This is a genomic window from Enterococcus sp. MSG3299 (genome assembly GCF_050555765.1).
Taxonomy (GTDB): domain Bacteria; phylum Bacillota; class Bacilli; order Lactobacillales; family Enterococcaceae; genus Enterococcus; species Enterococcus faecalis.
This window is the reverse complement of sequence record NZ_CP187869.1, coordinates 919,876-939,535: the sequence shown is the minus strand read 5'-3', so window position 1 is coordinate 939,535 and position 19,660 is coordinate 919,876. Positions and strand designations below refer to the sequence as shown.

At 38.2% G+C, this 19,660-nt stretch carries 23 protein-coding genes; 7 read left to right on the top strand and 16 right to left on the bottom strand.

Annotated features, from left to right (window positions below; translation table 11 throughout):
- Positions 1-32: 32 nt before the first annotated feature.
- From IGL23_RS04705 to yidA, 3 genes are read left to right on the top strand one after another with little or no spacing between them, the layout of a single operon-like run.
- Positions 33-848, top strand: a complete 816-nt coding sequence (locus IGL23_RS04705; RefSeq protein ID WP_033595300.1) for a lipoate--protein ligase family protein — start codon at positions 33-35, stop codon at positions 846-848.
- Positions 845-2,215 (top strand): dNTPase, encoded by a 1,371-nt coding sequence (locus IGL23_RS04700; protein WP_002357999.1) that lies wholly within the window; start codon positions 845-847, stop codon positions 2,213-2,215. Before IGL23_RS04705 ends, IGL23_RS04700 begins: the two co-directional genes overlap by 4 nt.
- Before the next feature lie 18 nt (positions 2,216-2,233).
- On the top strand, positions 2,234-3,046 hold the full coding sequence (gene yidA, locus IGL23_RS04695) for a sugar-phosphatase (protein ID WP_002377829.1): 813 nt from the start codon (positions 2,234-2,236) through the stop codon (positions 3,044-3,046).
- A gap of 63 nt (positions 3,047-3,109) precedes the next feature.
- On the opposite strand, the gene IGL23_RS04690 is transcribed toward yidA, so the two are convergent.
- On the bottom strand, positions 3,110-3,556 hold the full coding sequence (locus IGL23_RS04690; protein WP_033595298.1) for an NUDIX hydrolase: 447 nt from the start codon (positions 3,554-3,556) through the stop codon (positions 3,110-3,112).
- 148 nt (positions 3,557-3,704) lie between these two features.
- Between IGL23_RS04690 and gloA the strand changes: the two genes are divergently transcribed.
- Positions 3,705-4,079: a lactoylglutathione lyase gene (gene gloA, locus IGL23_RS04685; RefSeq protein ID WP_002369612.1), complete on the top strand. Its 375-nt coding sequence runs from the start codon at positions 3,705-3,707 to the stop codon at positions 4,077-4,079.
- A 142-nt stretch (positions 4,080-4,221) separates the two neighbouring features.
- Positions 4,222-4,944: a gamma-glutamyl-gamma-aminobutyrate hydrolase family protein gene (locus tag IGL23_RS04680; protein WP_002358005.1), complete on the top strand. Its 723-nt coding sequence runs from the start codon at positions 4,222-4,224 to the stop codon at positions 4,942-4,944.
- A gap of 50 nt (positions 4,945-4,994) precedes the next feature.
- Here the strand turns inward: IGL23_RS04680 and IGL23_RS04675 are convergent, their stop codons facing one another.
- Together IGL23_RS04675 and IGL23_RS04670 are read right to left on the bottom strand one after the other, a co-directional pair.
- Entirely contained in the window at positions 4,995-5,867 is an 873-nt protein-coding gene (locus IGL23_RS04675; protein WP_375730976.1) for an aldo/keto reductase, read from the bottom strand.
- A gap of 28 nt (positions 5,868-5,895) precedes the next feature.
- Complete coding sequence (locus IGL23_RS04670; protein ID WP_002358008.1) at positions 5,896-6,258, bottom strand: hypothetical protein; 363 nt, start codon at positions 6,256-6,258, stop codon at positions 5,896-5,898.
- A 169-nt stretch (positions 6,259-6,427) separates the two neighbouring features.
- Here IGL23_RS04670 and IGL23_RS04665 point away from each other — a divergent pair, with 169 nt between their 5' ends.
- On the top strand, positions 6,428-7,348 hold the full coding sequence (locus IGL23_RS04665; RefSeq protein ID WP_010712299.1) for a mechanosensitive ion channel family protein: 921 nt from the start codon (positions 6,428-6,430) through the stop codon (positions 7,346-7,348).
- A gap of 44 nt (positions 7,349-7,392) precedes the next feature.
- Here IGL23_RS04665 and IGL23_RS04660 read toward each other — a convergent pair whose 3' ends face one another.
- The 10 genes from IGL23_RS04660 to ulaG all read right to left on the bottom strand — a co-directional run bounded on the left by IGL23_RS04660 (position 7,393) and on the right by ulaG (position 15,701).
- On the bottom strand, positions 7,393-8,562 hold the full coding sequence (locus IGL23_RS04660; RefSeq protein ID WP_033595293.1) for an N-acetyldiaminopimelate deacetylase: 1,170 nt from the start codon (positions 8,560-8,562) through the stop codon (positions 7,393-7,395).
- A 36-nt stretch (positions 8,563-8,598) separates the two neighbouring features.
- Positions 8,599-9,300 (bottom strand): 2,3,4,5-tetrahydropyridine-2,6-dicarboxylate N-acetyltransferase, encoded by a 702-nt coding sequence (gene dapD, locus IGL23_RS04655; RefSeq protein ID WP_002358012.1) that lies wholly within the window; start codon positions 9,298-9,300, stop codon positions 8,599-8,601.
- 80 nt (positions 9,301-9,380) lie between these two features.
- Entirely contained in the window at positions 9,381-9,869 is a 489-nt protein-coding gene (gene cbpB / locus IGL23_RS04650; RefSeq protein ID WP_002358013.1) for a cyclic-di-AMP-binding protein CbpB, read from the bottom strand.
- Positions 9,870-10,126: 257 nt separating this feature from the next.
- A complete protein-coding gene (locus IGL23_RS04645; RefSeq protein ID WP_002377832.1) occupies positions 10,127-10,837 on the bottom strand; it encodes an L-ribulose-5-phosphate 4-epimerase in 711 nt (236 codons plus the stop codon).
- The gene (locus IGL23_RS04640) at positions 10,827-11,687 is read right to left on the bottom strand and encodes an L-ribulose-5-phosphate 3-epimerase (protein WP_002397790.1); all 861 of its coding nucleotides are present in this window, start codon (positions 11,685-11,687) and stop codon (positions 10,827-10,829) included. Before IGL23_RS04640 ends, IGL23_RS04645 begins: the two co-directional genes overlap by 11 nt.
- A gap of 4 nt (positions 11,688-11,691) precedes the next feature.
- On the bottom strand, positions 11,692-12,330 hold the full coding sequence (locus IGL23_RS04635; protein ID WP_010716941.1) for a 3-keto-L-gulonate-6-phosphate decarboxylase UlaD: 639 nt from the start codon (positions 12,328-12,330) through the stop codon (positions 11,692-11,694).
- A 13-nt stretch (positions 12,331-12,343) separates the two neighbouring features.
- Positions 12,344-12,643: a PTS sugar transporter subunit IIB gene (locus tag IGL23_RS04630; RefSeq protein ID WP_002358018.1), complete on the bottom strand. Its 300-nt coding sequence runs from the start codon at positions 12,641-12,643 to the stop codon at positions 12,344-12,346.
- A gap of 14 nt (positions 12,644-12,657) precedes the next feature.
- Positions 12,658-14,145 carry a PTS ascorbate transporter subunit IIC gene (locus IGL23_RS04625; RefSeq protein WP_002361608.1) on the bottom strand — a complete coding sequence of 496 codons (1,488 nt, stop codon included), beginning with the start codon at positions 14,143-14,145 and terminating at the stop codon, positions 12,658-12,660.
- A 12-nt stretch (positions 14,146-14,157) separates the two neighbouring features.
- Positions 14,158-14,616 (bottom strand): PTS sugar transporter subunit IIA, encoded by a 459-nt coding sequence (locus IGL23_RS04620; RefSeq protein WP_002358021.1) that lies wholly within the window; start codon positions 14,614-14,616, stop codon positions 14,158-14,160.
- Between the two features lie 17 nt (positions 14,617-14,633).
- Positions 14,634-15,701, bottom strand: a complete 1,068-nt coding sequence (gene ulaG, locus IGL23_RS04615) for an L-ascorbate 6-phosphate lactonase (protein ID WP_002360582.1) — start codon at positions 15,699-15,701, stop codon at positions 14,634-14,636.
- 193 nt (positions 15,702-15,894) lie between these two features.
- Between ulaG and IGL23_RS04610 the strand changes: the two genes are divergently transcribed.
- Positions 15,895-16,659 carry a DeoR/GlpR family DNA-binding transcription regulator gene (locus IGL23_RS04610; RefSeq protein WP_002382117.1) on the top strand — a complete coding sequence of 255 codons (765 nt, stop codon included), beginning with the start codon at positions 15,895-15,897 and terminating at the stop codon, positions 16,657-16,659.
- Between the two features lie 93 nt (positions 16,660-16,752).
- Here the strand turns inward: IGL23_RS04610 and IGL23_RS04605 are convergent, their stop codons facing one another.
- From IGL23_RS04605 to racE, 3 genes are read right to left on the bottom strand one after another with little or no spacing between them, the layout of a single operon-like run.
- Positions 16,753-17,265 carry a metallophosphoesterase gene (locus IGL23_RS04605; protein ID WP_010819914.1) on the bottom strand — a complete coding sequence of 171 codons (513 nt, stop codon included), beginning with the start codon at positions 17,263-17,265 and terminating at the stop codon, positions 16,753-16,755.
- 12 nt (positions 17,266-17,277) lie between these two features.
- Positions 17,278-18,633 carry a ribonuclease PH gene (gene rph, locus IGL23_RS04600; protein WP_002369622.1) on the bottom strand — a complete coding sequence of 452 codons (1,356 nt, stop codon included), beginning with the start codon at positions 18,631-18,633 and terminating at the stop codon, positions 17,278-17,280.
- A complete protein-coding gene (racE, locus tag IGL23_RS04595; RefSeq protein WP_430619677.1) occupies positions 18,626-19,453 on the bottom strand; it encodes a glutamate racemase in 828 nt (275 codons plus the stop codon). Before racE ends, rph begins: the two co-directional genes overlap by 8 nt.
- Positions 19,454-19,660 lie beyond the last annotated feature (207 nt).

Sequence of the window (19,660 nt, the reverse complement as noted above, 5' to 3'; positions counted from 1 at the left end):
GCACAACTTTTCCCCTTCATACCGAATCATTTATGCTCCTTGATTCAGGTTGTTTAACAAACAGTGACTATTTTTTACCTTTTGCCTTGACCGATGTTTTAACCACTTTTTCAGGAATGCAGCACCAACCAATCATTCATTTCTGGCAATTGGATCAAGCAATGATTCTTGGCATGAAAGATACCCGTGTACCACATCTAAAAGAAGGCATCGCTTCTCTGCAAGAAAACGATTATTCTGTAGTCGTTCGCAATGCCGGCGGTTTAGGGGTGATTGCCGATTCGGGTATTTTAAATGTTTCACTTATTTTACCAAATAATTCTGAACACAAATTAAGTATCGATGGGGCTTATGAATTAATGTGGGCTTGGCTCCGTCAGAGTTTTCCAGAGAAAGAGATTGACGCCTTTGAAATTACTACATCCTATTGTCCTGGTACTTATGATTTAAGTATTGGCGGTCAAAAGTTTGCTGGGATTGCCCAACGACGCGTCAAAGACGGTATTTCTGTCATGATTTACATCAGCGTTAACGGCAATCAACTTGCTCGTGGAGAAGTGGTTCGAGACTTTTACCTTGCTGGCTTACAAGAACAATTTGGTGAAAATGGCTATCCACCCGTTGATCAAGCAGTGATGGCAAATTTAGAAACCCTGATTGAGACTCCATTAACAATAGACGCCGTAAAAACCCGTTTAATCGAAGCATTACCTCAACAATTTGAAAAATCTATTGATCCAAACTTAACCGAACCAATTATAACCTCAGAATGGTTCCAAACAAATTTAACTGTCCAGCTGGAAAAAATGGCGCAACGAAACGCCTTAATTAAAGGAGAGATCGTATGACGATTCCGTACAAAGAGCAACGATTACCAATCGAAAAAGTTTTTCGTGATCCCGTCCATAATTATATTCATGTCCAACATCAAGTGATTTTAGACCTTATTAATTCTGCTGAAGTGCAACGATTACGTCGCATTAAGCAACTAGGTACTTCTTCTTTTACGTTTCACGGTGCCGAACATAGTCGTTTTTCCCATTCTTTGGGTGTTTACGAAATTACACGTCGGATTTGTGAGATTTTCCAACGTAACTACTCTGTGGAACGATTAGGTGAAAACGGCTGGAATGACGACGAGCGCCTGATTACACTTTGCGCAGCTTTATTACATGATGTCGGTCATGGTCCTTATTCACATACATTCGAGCATATTTTTGATACAAACCATGAAGCAATCACGGTCCAAATCATCACCTCACCAGAAACGGAAGTCTATCAAATTTTAAATCGTGTTTCGGCAGATTTTCCTGAAAAAGTCGCCAGCGTTATTACTAAACAATACCCAAATCCTCAAGTGGTGCAAATGATTTCTAGTCAAATTGATGCCGATCGCATGGACTATCTGTTACGTGATGCTTACTTTACAGGGACGGAATACGGAACCTTCGATTTAACTAGAATCTTACGTGTGATTCGACCATACAAAGGAGGCATTGCCTTTGCTATGAATGGGATGCATGCGGTGGAAGACTATATCGTTAGTCGTTACCAAATGTATGTCCAAGTCTATTTCCACCCTGTTTCTCGAGGGATGGAAGTGATTCTTGATCATTTATTGCATCGGGCGAAAGAATTATTTGAAAACCCTGAATTTGACTATGATTTACAAGCCTCTCTGCTTGTACCATTCTTTAAAGGGGACTTCACCTTACAAGAATATTTAAAATTGGATGATGGCGTCCTCTCTACGTACTTTACACAATGGATGGATGTGCCTGATTCAATTCTAGGTGATTTAGCCAAACGTTTCCTTATGCGTAAGCCTCTGAAGTCAGCCACCTTTACGAACGAAAAAGAGAGCGCAGCAACGATTGCTTATTTAAGGGAATTGATTGAAAAAGTTGGTTTCAACCCTAAATATTATACTGCCATTAATTCAAGCTATGATTTACCTTACGATTTTTATCGTCCAAATAAAGACCGTCATCGTACACAAATTGAATTAATGCAAAAAGATGGCTCATTAGTGGAATTGGCAACGGTTAGTCCCCTAGTTGCAGCACTTGCTGGCCAAAGTCAAGGAGATGAACGTTTCTATTTCCCTAAAGAAATGCTTGACCAAGGAAATAAAAAACATTACGATTTATTTGATGAGACGTATCGTGAGTTTTCAAGTTACATTCATAATGGTGCGTTAGTTTTAAAAAAATAGGTTTTCTAGGAGGATTCTATGTCAATTAAGTTAGTTGCTATTGATATCGACGGAACATTGCTAAATTCACAACACAAGATTACCCCACGGGTCAAAGAAGCGCTCCAAAAAGCAAATGAGCAAGGCGTTCGTATTGTTTTATGTACAGGCCGTCCTTTGCCAGGCGTGAAAGAACAATTGGATGAATTAGCCTTATATGGTGAAAATGATTTCGTGATTACCTACAACGGTTCGCTTGTCCAAGCAACCAAAGATAATACGATTATTTCACGCTATACCTTGAGTTATGAGGATTTTTTAGAAATTGAAATGTATTCTCGTAAAGTCGGCGCTCACTTGCACACAATTGATGATTCCGCTATTTACACTGCCAATCGCAATATTGGTAAATATACGATTCACGAAGCATCTTTAGTGAACATGCCTTTGAAATATCGTACGGTGGATGAAATGACACCAGAGATGAACATTATTAAAATGATGATGATTGATGAGCCGGAAGTTTTAGATCCTGCCATTGCAAAATTACCATTACATTTTACCGAAAAATATACGACTGTTAAAAGTACGCCTTTTTACTATGAAATCATGAATAAAAATGCTAGCAAAGGCAATGCTCTAGCAAAATTGGCAGACCATTTAGGCTTAAATAAAGACGAAGTGATGGCCATTGGTGACAATGAAAATGACTTATCCATGATTGATTACGCTGGGATTGGTGTTGCGATGGGCAATGCGACAGAAAATGTTAAAACAATTGCCGATGTGCATACCACTAGTAATGACGAAGATGGTGTCGCTCAAATTATTGAAAAAATGGTTTTAATTTAAACATTCTTGTCAATAACAATAACCCTCAATCTAATCAACATAGATTGAGGGTTATTCGTTATTTTATGATGCTGCCGCTAGCCATTTTTCAACGGCCCAGCGGTGGCTTCCTCTTTTTAATAAACGGACTGCTTCTTCTGGTGCAACCCAGTGTAAAGTATTGGTCCTTTCTAAGGGTTCGCTAAGTTGCCGCCAAGTATTCGCTACATAAAAATAGCCAGGATTATAATAGGCCGTTTGGCGATGGTTCGAATAAAAATATTCATCAGCTTCCCCTAAATAACAGCCAATTTCTACACTAATTCCTAATTCTTCTAGCACTTCTCGATGGATCGCTTCTTCTTTCGTTTCGGTGCCTTCAATTTCGCCTCCTGGTAAAAAATAAGCTCCATTTGGCGCTTGTACCAGAACCATTGTGTTATTTTCTGACTTTGAAACAATAATGTATGCAGCATATCTTGTTTGATAGGTCAATGTCTCTTCTCTTTTTCCAAACGTTGGCGTTTTCATTGGCGCACCTCTTCTCTTTTCATCTATTTTACCTGAGAAATTCCTTTAGAACAAGTCAGAAACCAAGCGTTTTTCTCTACATTTCACGTTTATCTATGCTACTATTAACGTTGGAAATATAATTAAGTTTGAAAGGGAGTTTTTAACTATGAAAATGGCTCATACATGTGTGCGTGTAAAAGATTTAGAGGCATCATTAGATTTCTATCAAAAAGCCTTCAATTTTGAAGAAAGTCGCCGTCGTGATTTTCCAGAAAATAAATTTACTTTGGTTTATTTAACTTTACCAGGAGACGACTACGAACTAGAACTAACTTATAATTATGATCATGAAGCATACGATTTAGGAAACGGTTATGGTCATATCGCCATCAGTACAGATGATTTAGAAGGATTACACGAAAAACATCAAGCGGCTGGCTTTACTGTCACTGACTTAAAAGGCTTACCTGGAACTGCACCATCTTATTACTTTGTTGTCGACCCAGATGGTTATAAAATCGAAGTCATTCGTGAACGTTAAAAAGTTTCACTTGTTCACTTACTGAGCTTTTTGTGTTTGAGAGCTGTCCGAGACAAAACTTGTCTCGACTTCTTCTCAAACACTTTTTTCAAAAAAAGTGCTACAATAGAACGTATGAATTTATTGAGGATGTGATGTTATTATGACAAAAAAAATTATTGGAATCGCTGGCAATCAACTTTTGCAGGCAGCTGAAGTGTTTCACGGTAACCAAGTGACGTACACCCCACAAGGTTTTGTCAGCGCTGTTCAAGCCGCAGGTGGCGTTCCTCTCGTTTTGCCAATTGGCCCCAAAGAATTAGCCGCTACGTATATACAACAAATTGATAAACTACTTTTAGCAGGCGGTCAAGATGTTGCCCCTGAATTTTACGGACAAGAACCCCATATAAAATTAGAAGAAACGAATCGTGATCGTGACGAGTTTGAGTTAGCCCTAATTGAAGAAGCCTTAAAACAAAACAAACCTATTTTTGCGGTTTGCCGTGGAATGCAATTAGTCAATGTTGCTTTAGGTGGCACATTATATCAAGATTTATCGATGTATCCTCAATGGTCAGTTAAGCACGGACAACAACCCACTCAACCAATCTTTGCGACGCATCGTATTGATGTTGAACCAGACAGTCAATTATCAAACATATATGGTACAACTGGTCAAGTCAACTCGTACCATCACCAAGCACTACATACTTTAGGAAAAGATTTACGCGTTACTGCTTGGTCCTCTGATGGCCTTGCAGAAGCAGTGGAATCAACAAATGAACAGCAGCCTTTATTAGCTGTTCAATGGCATCCTGAACTAATGTACGCACGTGATGCCAAATCCCAAGCACTCTTTAACTACTTTGTTCAAAAATTATAGTAAAAACGGAGGGACGGCTTTCGCCCCTCCGTTTTTACTTGCTATCATACTTAAAAATCAAAATTATCTGGATCTGCACCAAAACGATGATCCTTATTTAACTGATTAATTGCGGTTATTTCTTCTGGCGTTAATTCAAAATCAAAGACAGCAAAATTTTCCTGAATTCTTTTTTCGTGAACAGATTTGGGAATCACGATAATATCATTTTGTAAGTGCCAACGAATAATCACTTGGGCCGCTGATTTACCATATTTTCCACCAATTTTCACTAGTACTGGTTCAGATAATAAATTACCTTGTCCTAGAGGAGACCAAGCCTCCACGGCAATCTTATTTTCGGCTAAATATTTTCGTAGCGGTTCTTGTGTTAACGTAGGATGTAATTCAATTTGATCCACCATTGGCACAACATTTGCTTCTGTTAATAAATCTTCCAAATGATGTTGATGAAAATTGGAAACGCCAATTGCTTTGGCACGACCACTTGCGTAAATTTCTTCTAATGCTTTCCATGATTCTTTATATTTACCAGCAACAGGCCAGTGAATTAAATATAAATCAACATAGTCTAGCCCTAATTTTTCTAAGCTTTTATCAAATGCTTTAATCGCATTTTCATAGCCTTGATCTTCATTCCATAATTTCGTCGTCACGAAAATTTCTTCGCGGGGAATACCCGATTGACGAATGCCTTCGCCCACCCCTGCTTCGTTTTTATAAACGGCTGCCGTATCAATCAAGCGATAACCCGCTTTTAAAGCCCATTTTACTGAATTTGTTGCTTCTGAGCCATCTTCTACACGCCAAACACCTAAACCTAGGCGTGGCATTTCATTGCCGTTTGCTAATTTTTTTGTTTTATCCAAAGTCATGTGTTTCTTCAGTCCCTTCATTTTCATTACTTTTAGTATACTACGCATTCTTCTTTCACGAAACAATCACGACTTGTCAGGTCATTTTCTTTATTTTTAATAAATAACGACGCCAATAAGTCAGCACTCCGATTAGTGCCACAACTACAATTGTTCGACCGCTAACGCTTCCAATCCACAGTTTAACTGCAAGTAACCAGATACAAAAGAGATAAACACAGGACCAATTAAAGGAAACTTTCAATGTACATGATTCCGCAATTTCGATTATCTGACTACTAAAAAAACGACTCCCTAATCGTAAAGCGACTGGATTATGGAAGATGAATGTTCGTCGCTTGTCAGCCGTCAAGCGAGTGGCACATCGTTCATCAATAAAAATTGTTACAGGTAATTTAGAAAGTAAATCATTTTTTGCCCATTCAATTGAAACTTTCACGCAGCACTCACAACCTTTAACAAAATTATAAAATATATTATTTATTTACAAAATTATAACATTCCTAAAAAAACATGTTAAGTCTTTAAAAAAACTTTCTATTTTCTTCCCCTTTCGCCGAGAGATTTAGTATACTAAAAGAAGAAATTTTAGAGAAAGTTGGATTTTTATGTTGATACTTGGGTTATCCAGTACTGAAACAGTCGATTCTTCTGCTCCTGATTTAGCAGAAGCGACCGTAAAAAAAGTGAGCGCGCTACAACGCTTTTGGAACAATATTAATTGGGATGCCATTGTCGCTACCTTAATTGAAAAAAGTTTATCAATTTTATTTTTAATTTTTCTATTTTTTATCATTCAGCGAATCGGGAAATATTTAATTGATCGCACCTATGCAAATTATAGTAAAAAGCAACATTTTAGTGAAAGCCGTTTAAAAACGTTACACACTTTAATCATTAATGCATTTCAATATACGCTGTTCTTTTTCTTCATCTATTCTCTTTTGACCATTGTCGGTGTGCCTGTTGGCTCATTATTAGCCGGAGCGGGAATTGCCGGTGTTGCCATTGGTTTAGGGGCTCAAGGATTCATGAATGACTTAATTACCGGATTTTTCATTATTTTAGAACAACAAATGGATGTAGGCGATTATATTCGCTTATTGGCGTTAAATATTGAAGGAACAGTTACTTCTGTCGGATTACGAACCACTCAAATTAAAGCGGTTGATGGAACTGTTCATTTTATTCCAAACCGAAACATCACCACAATCAGTAACCTGTCTCGTGCCAATATGCAAGTGTTAATTGATGTCCGCATCAATCCTGAAGAAGGTTATGAAAAAATTTGTGAAGTGATTACAGAAGTCAATGAAACATTAAAAGAAAAGTATATCGAAAGTATTCAAACTGGGCCAGATATTTTTGGCATGGTCGATTTAGGCAATGGCAACTTTGCGGTGCGAACGACCATGTATGTACTAAACGGCAAACAATTTGCGGTCAAAGAAGAATTTCTAGCCCAATATATCAAAGCATTAACAGAGGCCGGCTTTACGATTCCCAATACGCCCATTATTGCAAAATAAAAAACAGCCACCAGATACTTATTAGTTATCTGGTGGCTGTTTTTCTAATTGTCCAATGATTTTAAAAAGCCACTAACTGCCTCCACTCCAAACAATAACGCCTCTTCATTGGGTTCAAACTTGGCAGAATGAAGGCTATAGGGACTTGCCACGCCTAACCAAAACATCGTGCCTGGGACTTTAGACAATAGATAGCCAAAATCTTCACCTGTCATTGCAACCGGTGCTTGTTGAAATTGAACTGTTGCTTGTTTGCTCATGTATTCAATAAAATTCGTGGTACATGCTGGCTCATTCACTACAGGTAAATACCCTTTTTGATCAAGATGAACAGTTACTTCACATTGAAAAGATTGCGCAATACCTTCACTAATTTCGCGAATTCTTCGCTGCGTTTGTTCATTAGTTTCTGCTGTCAATGTGCGAATTGTACCAGATAAAGTTGCTTCTTCGGCAATCACATTGCAGGCAGTCCCTGCATGAAAAGTCCCAAAAGTAACGACTGCCCCGACCACAGGATCAACATTTCGACTAACGATCGTTTGCGCTTGCTGAATTAAATTGGTGGCCGCCAAGACCATATCATTTGCTTGATGCGGAAAAGCCGCATGTCCACCTTTTCCTTTTAAGGTAATGTTCACTTCACAAGTGGCAGCAAACAATGTCCCTACTCTGGTACTAATAGTTCCGACTGGCAAATCAGGATTAACATGAAGCGCATAAAATTCATCAGGTAACCACTCACCAAACGCATGGTCTTCATACATCAACATCCCCCCTGCTTCATTTTCTTCAGCAGGTTGAAATAAAAATAAAAAGTTATTGTCTGGTTGCTGTTGACTTAATTCTTTCAAAACCCCTAAACCGATTGTCATGTGAAAATCGTGCCCACAGGCATGCATAAACCCTGGTCGTTTTGATTGAAAAGCAGAAACCACTTCCTCTTGAATAGGCAAACCATCAATATCAGCACGCCAACCGATGGTTTTCTGAGGATTTTTGCCTTCTATGAAGACTAAAATCCCCGTTTGCCATGTTCGAACTTGCAGATAAGGTTGCTTCATTTTATCAATTTCATTAAGTAAAAAGGCTTGTGTTTCCTTTTCTTCTAAACCGATTTCAGGTATTTGATGTAGTTGCCGTCTAATCGTAATTAATTCTTCTTGCTCCACAAAAGCCACTCCTTCATTTTTGGGGTAATCGAAAGCCGCCATGAAGAAGTTTCTTCATCGCGACTGACTAATTTATTTTTAGAGTTTACGTAATTCTTCTAAAATCTCTGTTTTACTCTTGGTTTTATCATCAATTTGTTTAATTACTTTTGCTGGCACGCCTGCGACAACGGTATGCGCTGGAACGTCTTCCACAACTACTGCCCCAGCAGCCACAACGGCACCTTCACCAACACGAACCCCTTCTAGTACGACCGCATTCGCTCCAATGACAACCTCGTTTTCAATAACCACAGGTGCGGCACTTGGGGGTTCAATGACACCAGCTAAAACCGTTCCCGCGCCAATATGACAATGTTTTCCTACAGTTGCACGGCCGCCTAAAACAGCGCCCATATCAATCATAGTCCCTGCACCAACGACGGCGCCAATATTTAGAATAGCCCCCATCATAATCACCGCTTGATCGCCAATTTCAACTTTTTCGCGAATCAAAGCACCTGGTTCAATCCGAGCATTAATGTCTTTCAGATCAAGAAAAGGAATTGCTGAGTTACGTGCATCATTTTCTACAACATAATCCTCAATTTTTTCTTTGTTTGCTTCTAAAAAAGGTTTTACGTCAGCCCAATCGCCAAACAATGTCCCAGTTTTACAATTATTAAAGACCTTAATTGTTTCCGGAAACGTGACTTCTTTTAATTGCCCTTTCAGTGTTACTTTAACAGGCGTTTGCTTTTTGGCATCACCAATATACTGAATAATCTCATATGCGTCCAATCACAGCACTCCTTTACTTCGTGTTATCATACAGAATAACGCATTTATGAGAAAAAAGTAAAGAGTTTCTTGCGTTTTATTTAAATTACTTTCATTTCTTCTTCTGATTTAGGCAGAACAAGATGATGTTTTTCTAATTCATGCGCCATATGATTGACCGCTTTTAAAATTTCTTTGCGTGTAATGATACCTTTAAAGCGTTGATTATCATCAACCACTGGTAAAAAAGAAGCATCTACTAATAAATGTAACACTTCTTCTAAATCCCACGATTCACCAATTACAGGAACATTGACTTCCATTACATCGGCCACAGTAAATTCATTCAATTTTTCAAAATCCACTGAAGTCAAATCAAACATTTTATCTACAACGTCTGTCAAGCCGATTAAGCCAACAAAGCGATCTCCCTTATCTAACACAGGAATCTTGGAATAGCGAACTTGCGATAAGACTAATGCCGCGTGACTTAACGGATTTAAACACATTACATTGGCGACATTTTCAGCGGGTACTAAAAATGTTTCTTGTTTTTCTAATAATAATTCTTTTACAGCAGTCCCTATCATGATTGGGTTGCCTCCATTTCTAATTCTTTAACACGTAACTTATTGTACCTAATTCTGCGGAAAAAGTCTTGGAATTCGCAAATTCTTCATAACTTAACAAACGAAAATTAACGTTTTGTTCTATTCTCCCCCCAAAAAAGAGAACGCTTTCTTAAAAAAATAAAAACTTAGTTGTCCCATAACAGACAACTAAGTTTTTATAAAAGACCAATTAATCAGTCAATTATCCTTCTTTTTCACACGTTTCATCACAGCCATCACTGACCATAATAAGCGGAAATCCCATGTTTTCTAAGATAGTGTTTATCCAATAAAAAATGATCAATTGGTTCAACAGCTGGGTTAATTGTTTCCGTTAAACGTGCCATTGAACAGATTTCATCTAAAATCAAACTGTTTTCAACTGCTTTTTCCGGAGTCATGCCCCAAGTAAATGGGCCATGTCCATAAACTAGCACTCCTGGAACTGCTAAAGGATCTAGTTCTTGTTCATGAAATGTTTCAACAATGACTTTGCCAGTCTCTTCTTCATAATTTTCTTTAATTTCACTTTCAGAGAGCGCTCTTGTGCAAGGTACAGCGCCATAAAAAGCATCCGCATGGGTGGTACCGTAAGGAGGTAAGGCTCGCCCTGCTTGAGCCCACGTAACACTATTCAGGGAGTGCGTGTGCGCAATCGCTCCAATTTCTGGCATTTTTTGATAAAGATAAAGATGCGTGGGTAAATCAGAAGACGGCTTTAATGCATTGGTTTCCAATAGTTGTCCCTTTAAATCAGTCACTACCATCTGTTCCTTGGTCATTTCTTGATACTTGACGCCGCTTGGTTTAATTACGATAATCCCTAATGACCGATTGATTTCACTAACATTGCCCCACGTTAATTTGACTAAGCCCAGTTTTGGCAAAGCCAGATTCGCTTCATAAACACGTTGTTTCATTGCTTGGATGATCGCTTTATTGTTCATAATAACCCGCCTCTACTAATTTGGGATAGAGATACTGCTGCGCGGCTTGAATTTTTTCTTGAAAATTCAAATCCGTTTCATTCCACATTTCAATTAAAAAAGGACCACTATAGTTTAACCGCTTGAGTGTTTTCAATAAGCCTGTAAAATCAACACAGCCTTCTCCAAAAGTAACTTCCCGAAACTTCCCTTCAAATGTGTCTGTTACAGCGAAGGTATCTTTTAAGTGAATAGCAGCGATTTCAGCAATTCCCTTTTCAAGTTCAACCGCCGGATTATTTTCCGGCCAAGCAGACAAATTACCTAAATCAGGATAAACATGCAAAAAAGGAGACGGAATTTGTTCCTTAATTTCTAGAAATTTTTGTATGCTATTCATAAAAGGGTCATCCATAATCTCAACAGCCAGAATGACACCGTATTGTGCAGCTTCCTCAACGCCCTTTTTCAGACCTTGAAGAAAAAATTCCCTTGTTTCGGCAGTTTTTTCTTCGTAAAAGACGTCATAGCCAGCTATTTGAATTACCCGTATGTTTAATTGATGAGCCAAACGAATCGCTTGAGATAAAATTTTCCGTCCTTTTTCACGTGTTTCTTTATTTAAAGAGCCTAAAGGGAACCGCCGATGACCACTTAAACACAAAGAATGGATAAAAAAATCTTCTTTCACCATTAATTGAGAAAGTTCTTGTAACTGGCTTGGTGTCCAAGCCAATCGTGCTAAACGTTCATCGGATTCATCAATTGACATTTCTAAAAAATCAAACCCTAACTTTTTGGCCCATGTGAATCGTTCTGCCCAAGTTAAATTTTGCGGGAGTGCTTTTTCATATAGTCCAATTCGTGCCATTTTATCACTTCCAAATCTGATCGATTTTTTTTTGAAAATCTTTGGCTGCTTGTTCAGGATTTTTTGATTCAGTAATCCCACGGCCCGCAATAAATGTTGCAACTGCCATTGTTTGAAACAATTCAAGCGTTTCGACAGTTAAACCACCTGTGACGGACACTTCAAAGCCTAAGTCAATTAGTTCTTGAACTTTATTCAAATCTTTTTCTCCCCAGCTGCCGCCAGCTAAAAGAGCATCTCTACTTTGATGATAAATCACCTGATTAATCCCTAATTCTCGCCATTGTCGAGCTTGTTGCATTGTCCAATTTCCATATAGTTCTACTTGTAATTCTCGGACTTCTTTTTGAGCTGCAGCCATCGTTGGTAAGGTGGCGCAACAAATGACCGTCATGAAATCAGCGCCTGCTTGTGCGACATTACGAGCAACTGTACCGCCCGCATCAGCACATTTTGTATCAGCAACAATTGTTTTATTAGGAAACATGCGTTTTAAACAACGAATTGCTTTTTGGCCTTCTTGTAAACACAAAATAGTGCCAACTTCGATAATATCGACAATTTCTCCGACTTTCATACAATCTGCTAAAGCGTCTTCTAATCTATTATGATCTAAAGCGATTTGTAAGTTTGGTCTTTTCATCTTTCCCATCCTTTTATTCAGATTTTTGATAACGATCTGAAGCCATATATTTTTCTTGAATTTCTTTTGCAGACATTACATTTTTAATGCCAATCACTGTGACTCCGCGTTTTTCTGCTTGCTGAAACATTTGTAAAAAATTGACTGGAGTAAAAACAACGTCGTATTGGCTAGCAGAGCTTTTTCCTTCTGAAATGGCGCAATGATGAATTTTTGTAATCGGTACACCTAGTTCTTTCATTGCTTTTTCAACACTCCGCATCATCATTAGACTCGTGCCAGAACCATTGGCACAGGAAACAAGTATTCTCATTTTAAATTCCTCCTTTAATTCTCTTGAAATTTTTTAGCATATTGTTCATAATCATTGACAATCATAAAGTAACCTTCTGGATTTCTCCGATACTGAAGTTGCGGAATTATTAGTAACCCAATCACCACCACTGCTACGCCAACATAGCCTAGAACTTTCATAATGATTGTAAATAACGGCCAAGCTGTTGCCCAATCGAACATGCCCAAATAACCGCCATATTGAGATAATCCAATCCATGTAGCAAATAAAGCTGAGCCACCTACTTGGATTAAACCTGAAAGGAATGGGAATAAACAAGCAGCTTTTACTCCGCCACGATTATTTGCATAAACAGCTATGACAGCGTTATCAAAAAACAATGGGATAAAACCCGCAATAACGATTGTCGGAGACTTTAATAGAATCAGTAAGCCAATCATTAAAAACTGGCCTAATGCGCCAAAGAGGAACCCAATTGTTACTGCGTTGGGCGAACCAAACCCGAAAGTCGCTGCTACGTCAATCCCAGGAACAGCGCCTGGTAAAATGGTATTTGAAATCCCTTGGAATGACTGCGTCAACTCGTCAACAAAGGTTCTAACGCCTAATTGTAAGATAGCTAAATAGACAGCAAAATTTAATGAAGTGGTCATGATATAAAAGAAGAAACTCTGCCCTTCTTGCATAAATTTAGCTTGAATTAAATAATCTTGTCCCAAAACAAGCAAGATAATGCCAAAGAAAAAGAGCATCAAAATGGACGTAGCAACCATATTTTCATTAAAAATGGATAGAAATCCTGGTAATTCGATATCTTCCAATTTTTTATCGACCTTCTCTGAACGATGTTTTTTTTGATCACGTTTTTTCAACCATTCTGCTAATTTTGCAAAAATAAATATGCCAAACATTTGTTGATGGGCTACCGCAAAACCAGCACCTTCTGTTAGTTCCTGCGTAATCCCTACCGTTAAATTTGAAGCAACTGCCCAATAACACCCGAGAATTAAGCCCATAAAAATTAGTACTTCGATTCTACCTAAGTTAGGAAAACAAAAGAGTAAAATCCAGAAAGCGGTAGCTGCTTGTTGAATCTGAACATTCCCTGTTGTAAAAACGGCTCTCAATTTTGTATATTTTTGAAAACGAACCAACAAAATATTCATAATAAATGCGATCAATAACAAAATCATCACATCACCAAAGGTTCGTCCAAAGGTTTTCATCAATCCTGCATCGACTGCATTTTGCCCGAAATATGGATCGGTAACCATCGCCTGTAAATTAAATCGCTCTTTCAAGCCTACTAGAATAGGGCGAAAATTATTAACCAAACCACCAGAACCAACACTCAAAATAAAATAACCAACTGTCGCTTTCAGAAAACCTGCTAAACATTCATAAAAGGGCCTCCGTAACAAGAGATAACCTAATAACACGATGAAACCAATCAAATATGCTGGCTGTGTTAAAACGTTCGTAGCAAAATAAGTCCAACTATTTAACAAGAACTCCCCCATTGATTTTTCCCCCTATAATTGATATTTCTCCATAACTTCTTTAAAATCCATTGGCGTATTTGTTTCTAACAAGTCAGCAATCACGCCATCCGTCATCAATAAATCCATCAATTGCTGAATATTTTCAAGATGTTCGGCGGGATTTTGGGCTGCCAATGTAAAAAATAAGGTTGCTGTTTTTGCTTCTTGATCGCCAGCAAAAGTGACTGCTTGCTTAAATTTTGTAAAAGAAATGGCCGTTCCAAAAACACCTGCGCTTTCCTCTGATGAATGTGGCATGGCTACTTCAGGAGCAATGATGATATAAGGTCCAAACGTTTCGACACACTGGATAATCTCATCGACGTAACTCTGATCGATGATGTGTTTTTGGAGTAAAATCAAACAACTTTCCTGAATCGCCTCTTGCCAACTAACCGGTTCTTTATCAGGGTAATGAATAAGCTCTTGCTCCCAAAAATAAGTTAACATTGTACATCCAGCCTTTCTTACAAGAATGAAGGAAATGGTGTATCATTTTCTTTAACAAAAACATCATCAAAGCCACGATCAAAGTTAAATTCTAAGTTGTCTTTGTCATCTGGATAAACAAATTTGCCACCCACTTGCCAAATATATGGTTTAAATTGATAATGTAAACGATCTTTTTTAAATTTCCAAATTTCCATGATTTCTTTTGGATCCGCCATAAAATTAGACCAAATATCATAATGAACGGGAATGACTACTTTCGCATTTAAAGATTCGGCCATTCTCAACATATCAACAGAAGTTATTTTATCTGTGATACCGCGAGGATTTTCGCCATATGCTCCTAAGCAAACATCAATTGCATATTGATTACCATGTTTCGCAAACAAGTTAGAATAATGAGAGTCTCCGGCGTGATATACCGTACCACCTGAGGTTTCAAATAGATAATTGACAGCTAGTTCATTCATGTCCTGAGGCATTTTACCTTTAAATGTATTTTCAGGATCATCAGAAGTAATTAGCGCGGTTCGATCAAAAGCTTCCAAGGCCACTACATTCACATCATTCACTTTTATTTCTTGACCAGGCTCTATAACCCGTGTTTTTTCTGCCGGAACACCCCAACGCTGCCATGTTTTCACTACTTCTTTTGGACCAATAAATAGAGCCTTAGGACAATTTTGATGAACAGCAGCAGCTGTGTGAATATCCAAATGGTCTGAATGAATATGTGTGACAACTAAAGCATCTACCTCTTTTATTTCAAAAGGATCAATCACAAAAGGTTGTGTTCTTAAATTAGGTTGCATTTTTTGGCAACCACTCATGCGCATCATTTGATGGCCATTTTTCATTAAGCCGTTCCCGTGCGTTTGTTTTCCTGTTCCACACCATAAATCACATAAAATATTCGTGTTCTCATGCGTTTTCAGCCAAATGCCTGTACAACCAAGCCACCAAAGTGCAACCGTTCCTTGAAGCACATTTGTCTGATTAATTTCTTCGTTTAAATAAGTGCCCCATTCTGGAAATGTCGCCTTCAACCAACTTTCTTTTGTAATTTCATGAATCGATTTGCTCATGCTACCACTCCTCTTCTCAAATGATTGTGTTATGCTTTATAAGAAAATCATAGCCGCAAAAAATCACAATGAAAACCCTTTTATATGATTGTTTGCACTTTTAATGATTCTTTTACGTGTTTTGTTTTCCTATGAGTTATACTATTTCATGGGGGACCGTGTCCAAAGAAATAACTAAAGGAGGTTGTATTACTTGAAAAGTTCATTAGAAACCATTGAAAAAAGGCAACAAAACATTCTCGCGCTGCTGCAAAAAAACAAACAAATGACTACCTATAAATTAGCAGATGCTTTAAATGTTTCCTTAAGCACAATTCGTCGTGATTTAAATGTCTTAGAAACTAAGAATGATATCATTCGAAAATATGGGTATTGTATTTACAACGACCAAAATCAGAAAGACTTTGATCAATCAGGACCGGAGTTATTAAAACAAGCCATTGCTCGTGTTGCTTGTAGCTATCTAAGTGATTATGATACCGTTTTCATTAATTCAAGTTCCACTGCTTTGAATATTCTCCATTATTTAAAGGCCGATCATCTGACCATCGTAACGAATAATTTAAAAATTGCCACCAAGCCTCATGTTTCTCAATACAATTATATTTTGACCGGAGGCGAATTACGTTTTCCCAAAGAAGTTCTGGTAGGAGATATTGCCATTAACACAATCACCGCAACGCATGCCGATGTTTGCGTAATTGGCTGTAGCGGGGTCAGTTTAGAACATGGCGTCACTACAAAAATTTTCAATGAAGCAAAAATTAATGAGCTTATGATAAAACAAACAACAAAAGTAAAAATTCTGGTCGCGGACCATCGAAAAATCGGCTTGACATCTAAATTTAAAATTGCTGATATTACCGCTTTTGATTGTTTGATTACAGACAAACATTGCTCATCAACTTTAATTACAGAACTTCGTAAGACCGGCTTAAAGGTTATCCAAGTCGACTAAAAAAAGAGCGTAGGACAAAAATCTCTTTTGGATTTTTGTCCTACGCTCAAAATCTGATAAATAAAAAAGTAGCACTTATTTCTTAACATTCACTTACTTCGTAAACGTTGCCTTTAATCGTTCCAACGGTTGGTGCTCTTTGTTATAATACTGAACGAGATATTGTTCAGGTGTACTTTCAATTATGGTATATGTTTTCTCTTGAACTGGTCCACGAGGTAAACGAATACTTCCCGGATTAACAAAGAGAATGTTATTGTGTCGCTCTGCACCGAGTACATGAGTGTGACCAAATAAGGCAATTGTCGCTCCTGCTTCTTCCGCCTGTAAAGCAAGTGTCGTGAGCCCCATTCTAACATTGGCCAAATGACCATGTGTCATATAAATAACTTGATCTCCCACTTTTTTAGTCACAGTTTTGGGAAATTCATCATAAAAATCACAATTTCCTTGGACTACAATGAATTTTTGCCAAAGTTCATCTGTCGGTTCTAATTCAGAATCACCACAGTGAAAGAGTGCATCGACTTGTCCTTCATAATGATTCACTAAGTCAACTAAACAGTCACGGTCGCCATGATTATCGCTTACTACCAAGATTTTCATACGTTTCAACTCCTATTTTTTTAGCCATTCTTCCCATTGTTCTTTTAATTTTGCCACTGCTTGTCCACGATGACTGACTTTATTTTTCTCTTCTCCAGACAATTCAGCTGCCGTCTTACCAAGCTCTGGAACATAGAAAAGTGAATCGTACCCAAAGCCTCCTTCACCACGAGGAATCGTACCGACTTCTCCTGGCCATTCAGCTTCGACCACCAGACTTTCTTTCTTTGGTTCAGCAAAAACCAATGTACAATGGAAACGCGCTTGTCTTTTTTCTTTTGGCACGCCCGTTAACTCATGTAGTAGTTTCGCATTATTTGAAGCATCGTTAGTTGGCTCACCAGCAAAACGAGCAGAATAAATCCCTGGCATTCCTCCTAAGGCATCAACAATTAATCCTGAATCATCTGCTAGTACTGGTTTCTGTAAAATTTCTGCAATTGTTTCAGCTTTTAGACGAGCATTTTCTTCAAATGTTCGACCAGTTTCTTCTACATCTGGCAAATTCGGATAATCTAATAACGTCTTAACTGTATATCCTTTTTCACCAAAAATTGAACTAAACTCTTTCGCTTTACCAGGATTTCTAGTCGCAATGACAATCACTTTCTCTTCTGAATCTTGCGAAGGGACTTCTTCAGAGGCTAAAGCATAAAGCGCTTCTTTCTGATACGCAATTAATTCCTCAATCCCTGTTTTTCCATAAAAGAGCATGGCATTTAACTCATCTCCTGAGAAGGTAGCTTCTTCACCCGTTCCTTGAATTTCCACAAATTCACCAGATTCGGTCATCACGATGTTCATATCCACTGCAGCATTCGAGTCCTCTGCGTAATCTAAGTCCAGCACACAATAACCATCGGGTAAAATACCCACGCTGACAGCAGCTAAATGCTCTTTAATTGGGTCTTCCGCTAGCGCACCAGTCATCAATAAATGATTGACTGCTAAGCGTAGAGCAACAAAAGCGCCTGTAATACTAGCTGTACGGGTTCCCCCATCTGCTTGAATCACATCACAATCGACAACAATGCTCCGTTCCCCTAACTTTTCTAAGTCAACAACAGCTCGCAATGACCGCCCAATCAAACGTTGAATCTCCATTGTTCGCCCTGTTAATTTTCCTTTCGCACTTTCCCGAATATTTCTTGTGTTCGTCGCGCGAGGGAGCATGCTATATTCAGCTGCTACCCAACCTGTTCCCCCGCCTCGTAAAAATGGGGGAACCTTTTCTTCGACAGTGGCTGAGCAAATTACTTTTGTATCGCCAAACGAAATAACCACCGAACCTTCTGGATGTTTAAAAACATTGGTTTCAATAGTGATCTTTCGCAATTCTTTTGGTGCACGACTATCATGTCTAATCATTTTCGTTTCCTCCTAAGTGAATCTGTTGTGCTTTTAAGTTCTCTATACCAAGCCAACTGCTTGCAATCTCTTCAAACATTTTTGAAGAACCAGTTGTATAAAATTCATGGTGCTGTGTAGGCGCTTCAGGCGTGTGGGCAATGTCAAAATAATCGAGAAGCATGCTGACTTCGCCAACTGTTTCGGCTCCTGAGTCAATTAATGTCACATGACTCCCCATCACATTTTGAATCACCGGACGTAACAACGGGTAATGGGTACAACCTAAAATCAACGTATCAAGTCCTTTTAATTGTAGTGCTTGAAGTGTTTCTGCCACAATTTTTTTTGCTACGGAAGAACGATATTGATTACTTTCAACAATGGGGACAAATTTAGGGCAAGCTAAACTAGTCACCTCAATTGCTGGTGCCTTACTTTTAATGGCGATTTCATAGGAAGCACTTTTGATTGTCCCTAACGTACCTATGACACCAATTTTGTTATTTTTTGTGACTTTAACGGCTGCTCGTGCGCCAGGTAAAATAACACCAACAACTGGAATTGGCAAGGCAGCTTTAATTTCTTCTAATGCGACAGCCGTCGCGGTATTACATGCGATTACTAGCATTTTTATTCGTTTTTTCAATAAAAAATCGGCCATTTTCCAAGTAAACTGAACGACTTGTTCGGCTGGTCGTGGACCATATGGGCAACGGGCTGTATCTCCTAAATAAATTAATCGTTCATTTGGTAATTGTTTTAGCGCTTCCTTTAAAACAGTTAATCCACCAACGCCAGAATCAATTAGTCCAATGGCTTCTTGATTGCTCATTCTCATCCTACCTTTGCCTTTTATTCACTGCCTTTATTTTCTACTTTTTAAGGACTATTGTCAATTTTTCCTGTTTTGCTCTCATTTATTTCTTTTTTTGAAGGAAATCTTTTTCGATTAAAAAACTAGTAATTCATTTTTTTGTATGTTATAATTCCTAACATTAAGAATACAATTAGAAATACATTTGGTTAATTTAATTTAAATAACACG

What these genes read in the sequence shown, in the direction of transcription:
- IGL23_RS04690 (WP_033595298.1), bottom strand. Translation starts at nt 3,556, where the DNA reads ATGAAAACGCCAACGTTTGGAAAAAGAGAAGAGACATTGACCTATCAA.
- IGL23_RS04605 (WP_010819914.1), bottom strand. Translation starts at nt 17,265, where the DNA reads ATGAAAATCTTGGTAGTAAGCGATAATCATGGCGACCGTGACTGTTTA.
- IGL23_RS04675 (WP_375730976.1), bottom strand. Translation starts at nt 5,867, where the DNA reads ATGCGTAGTATACTAAAAGTAATGAAAATGAAGGGACTGAAGAAACAC.
- IGL23_RS04630 (WP_002358018.1), bottom strand. Translation starts at nt 12,643, where the DNA reads ATGAGAATACTTGTTTCCTGTGCCAATGGTTCTGGCACGAGTCTAATG.
- IGL23_RS04635 (WP_010716941.1), bottom strand. Translation starts at nt 12,330, where the DNA reads ATGAAAAGACCAAACTTACAAATCGCTTTAGATCATAATAGATTAGAA.
- IGL23_RS04700 (WP_002357999.1), top strand. Translation starts at nt 845, where the DNA reads ATGACGATTCCGTACAAAGAGCAACGATTACCAATCGAAAAAGTTTTT.
- cbpB (WP_002358013.1), bottom strand. Translation starts at nt 9,869, where the DNA reads ATGATAGGGACTGCTGTAAAAGAATTATTATTAGAAAAACAAGAAACA.
- IGL23_RS04625 (WP_002361608.1), bottom strand. Translation starts at nt 14,145, where the DNA reads ATGGGGGAGTTCTTGTTAAATAGTTGGACTTATTTTGCTACGAACGTT.
- IGL23_RS04665 (WP_010712299.1), top strand. Translation starts at nt 6,428, where the DNA reads ATGTTGATACTTGGGTTATCCAGTACTGAAACAGTCGATTCTTCTGCT.
- IGL23_RS04680 (WP_002358005.1), top strand. Translation starts at nt 4,222, where the DNA reads ATGACAAAAAAAATTATTGGAATCGCTGGCAATCAACTTTTGCAGGCA.
- racE (WP_430619677.1), bottom strand. Translation starts at nt 19,453, where the DNA reads ATGAGAATGAGCAATCAAGAAGCCATTGGACTAATTGATTCTGGCGTT.
- ulaG (WP_002360582.1), bottom strand. Translation starts at nt 15,701, where the DNA reads ATGAGCAAATCGATTCATGAAATTACAAAAGAAAGTTGGTTGAAGGCG.
- rph (WP_002369622.1), bottom strand. Translation starts at nt 18,633, where the DNA reads ATGATTAGACATGATAGTCGTGCACCAAAAGAATTGCGAAAGATCACT.
- IGL23_RS04640 (WP_002397790.1), bottom strand. Translation starts at nt 11,687, where the DNA reads ATGGCACGAATTGGACTATATGAAAAAGCACTCCCGCAAAATTTAACT.
- IGL23_RS04660 (WP_033595293.1), bottom strand. Translation starts at nt 8,562, where the DNA reads ATGGCGGCTTTCGATTACCCCAAAAATGAAGGAGTGGCTTTTGTGGAG.
- IGL23_RS04620 (WP_002358021.1), bottom strand. Translation starts at nt 14,616, where the DNA reads ATGTTAACTTATTTTTGGGAGCAAGAGCTTATTCATTACCCTGATAAA.
- gloA (WP_002369612.1), top strand. Translation starts at nt 3,705, where the DNA reads ATGAAAATGGCTCATACATGTGTGCGTGTAAAAGATTTAGAGGCATCA.
- yidA (WP_002377829.1), top strand. Translation starts at nt 2,234, where the DNA reads ATGTCAATTAAGTTAGTTGCTATTGATATCGACGGAACATTGCTAAAT.
- IGL23_RS04645 (WP_002377832.1), bottom strand. Translation starts at nt 10,837, where the DNA reads ATGAACAATAAAGCGATCATCCAAGCAATGAAACAACGTGTTTATGAA.
- IGL23_RS04705 (WP_033595300.1), top strand. Translation starts at nt 33, where the DNA reads ATGCTCCTTGATTCAGGTTGTTTAACAAACAGTGACTATTTTTTACCT.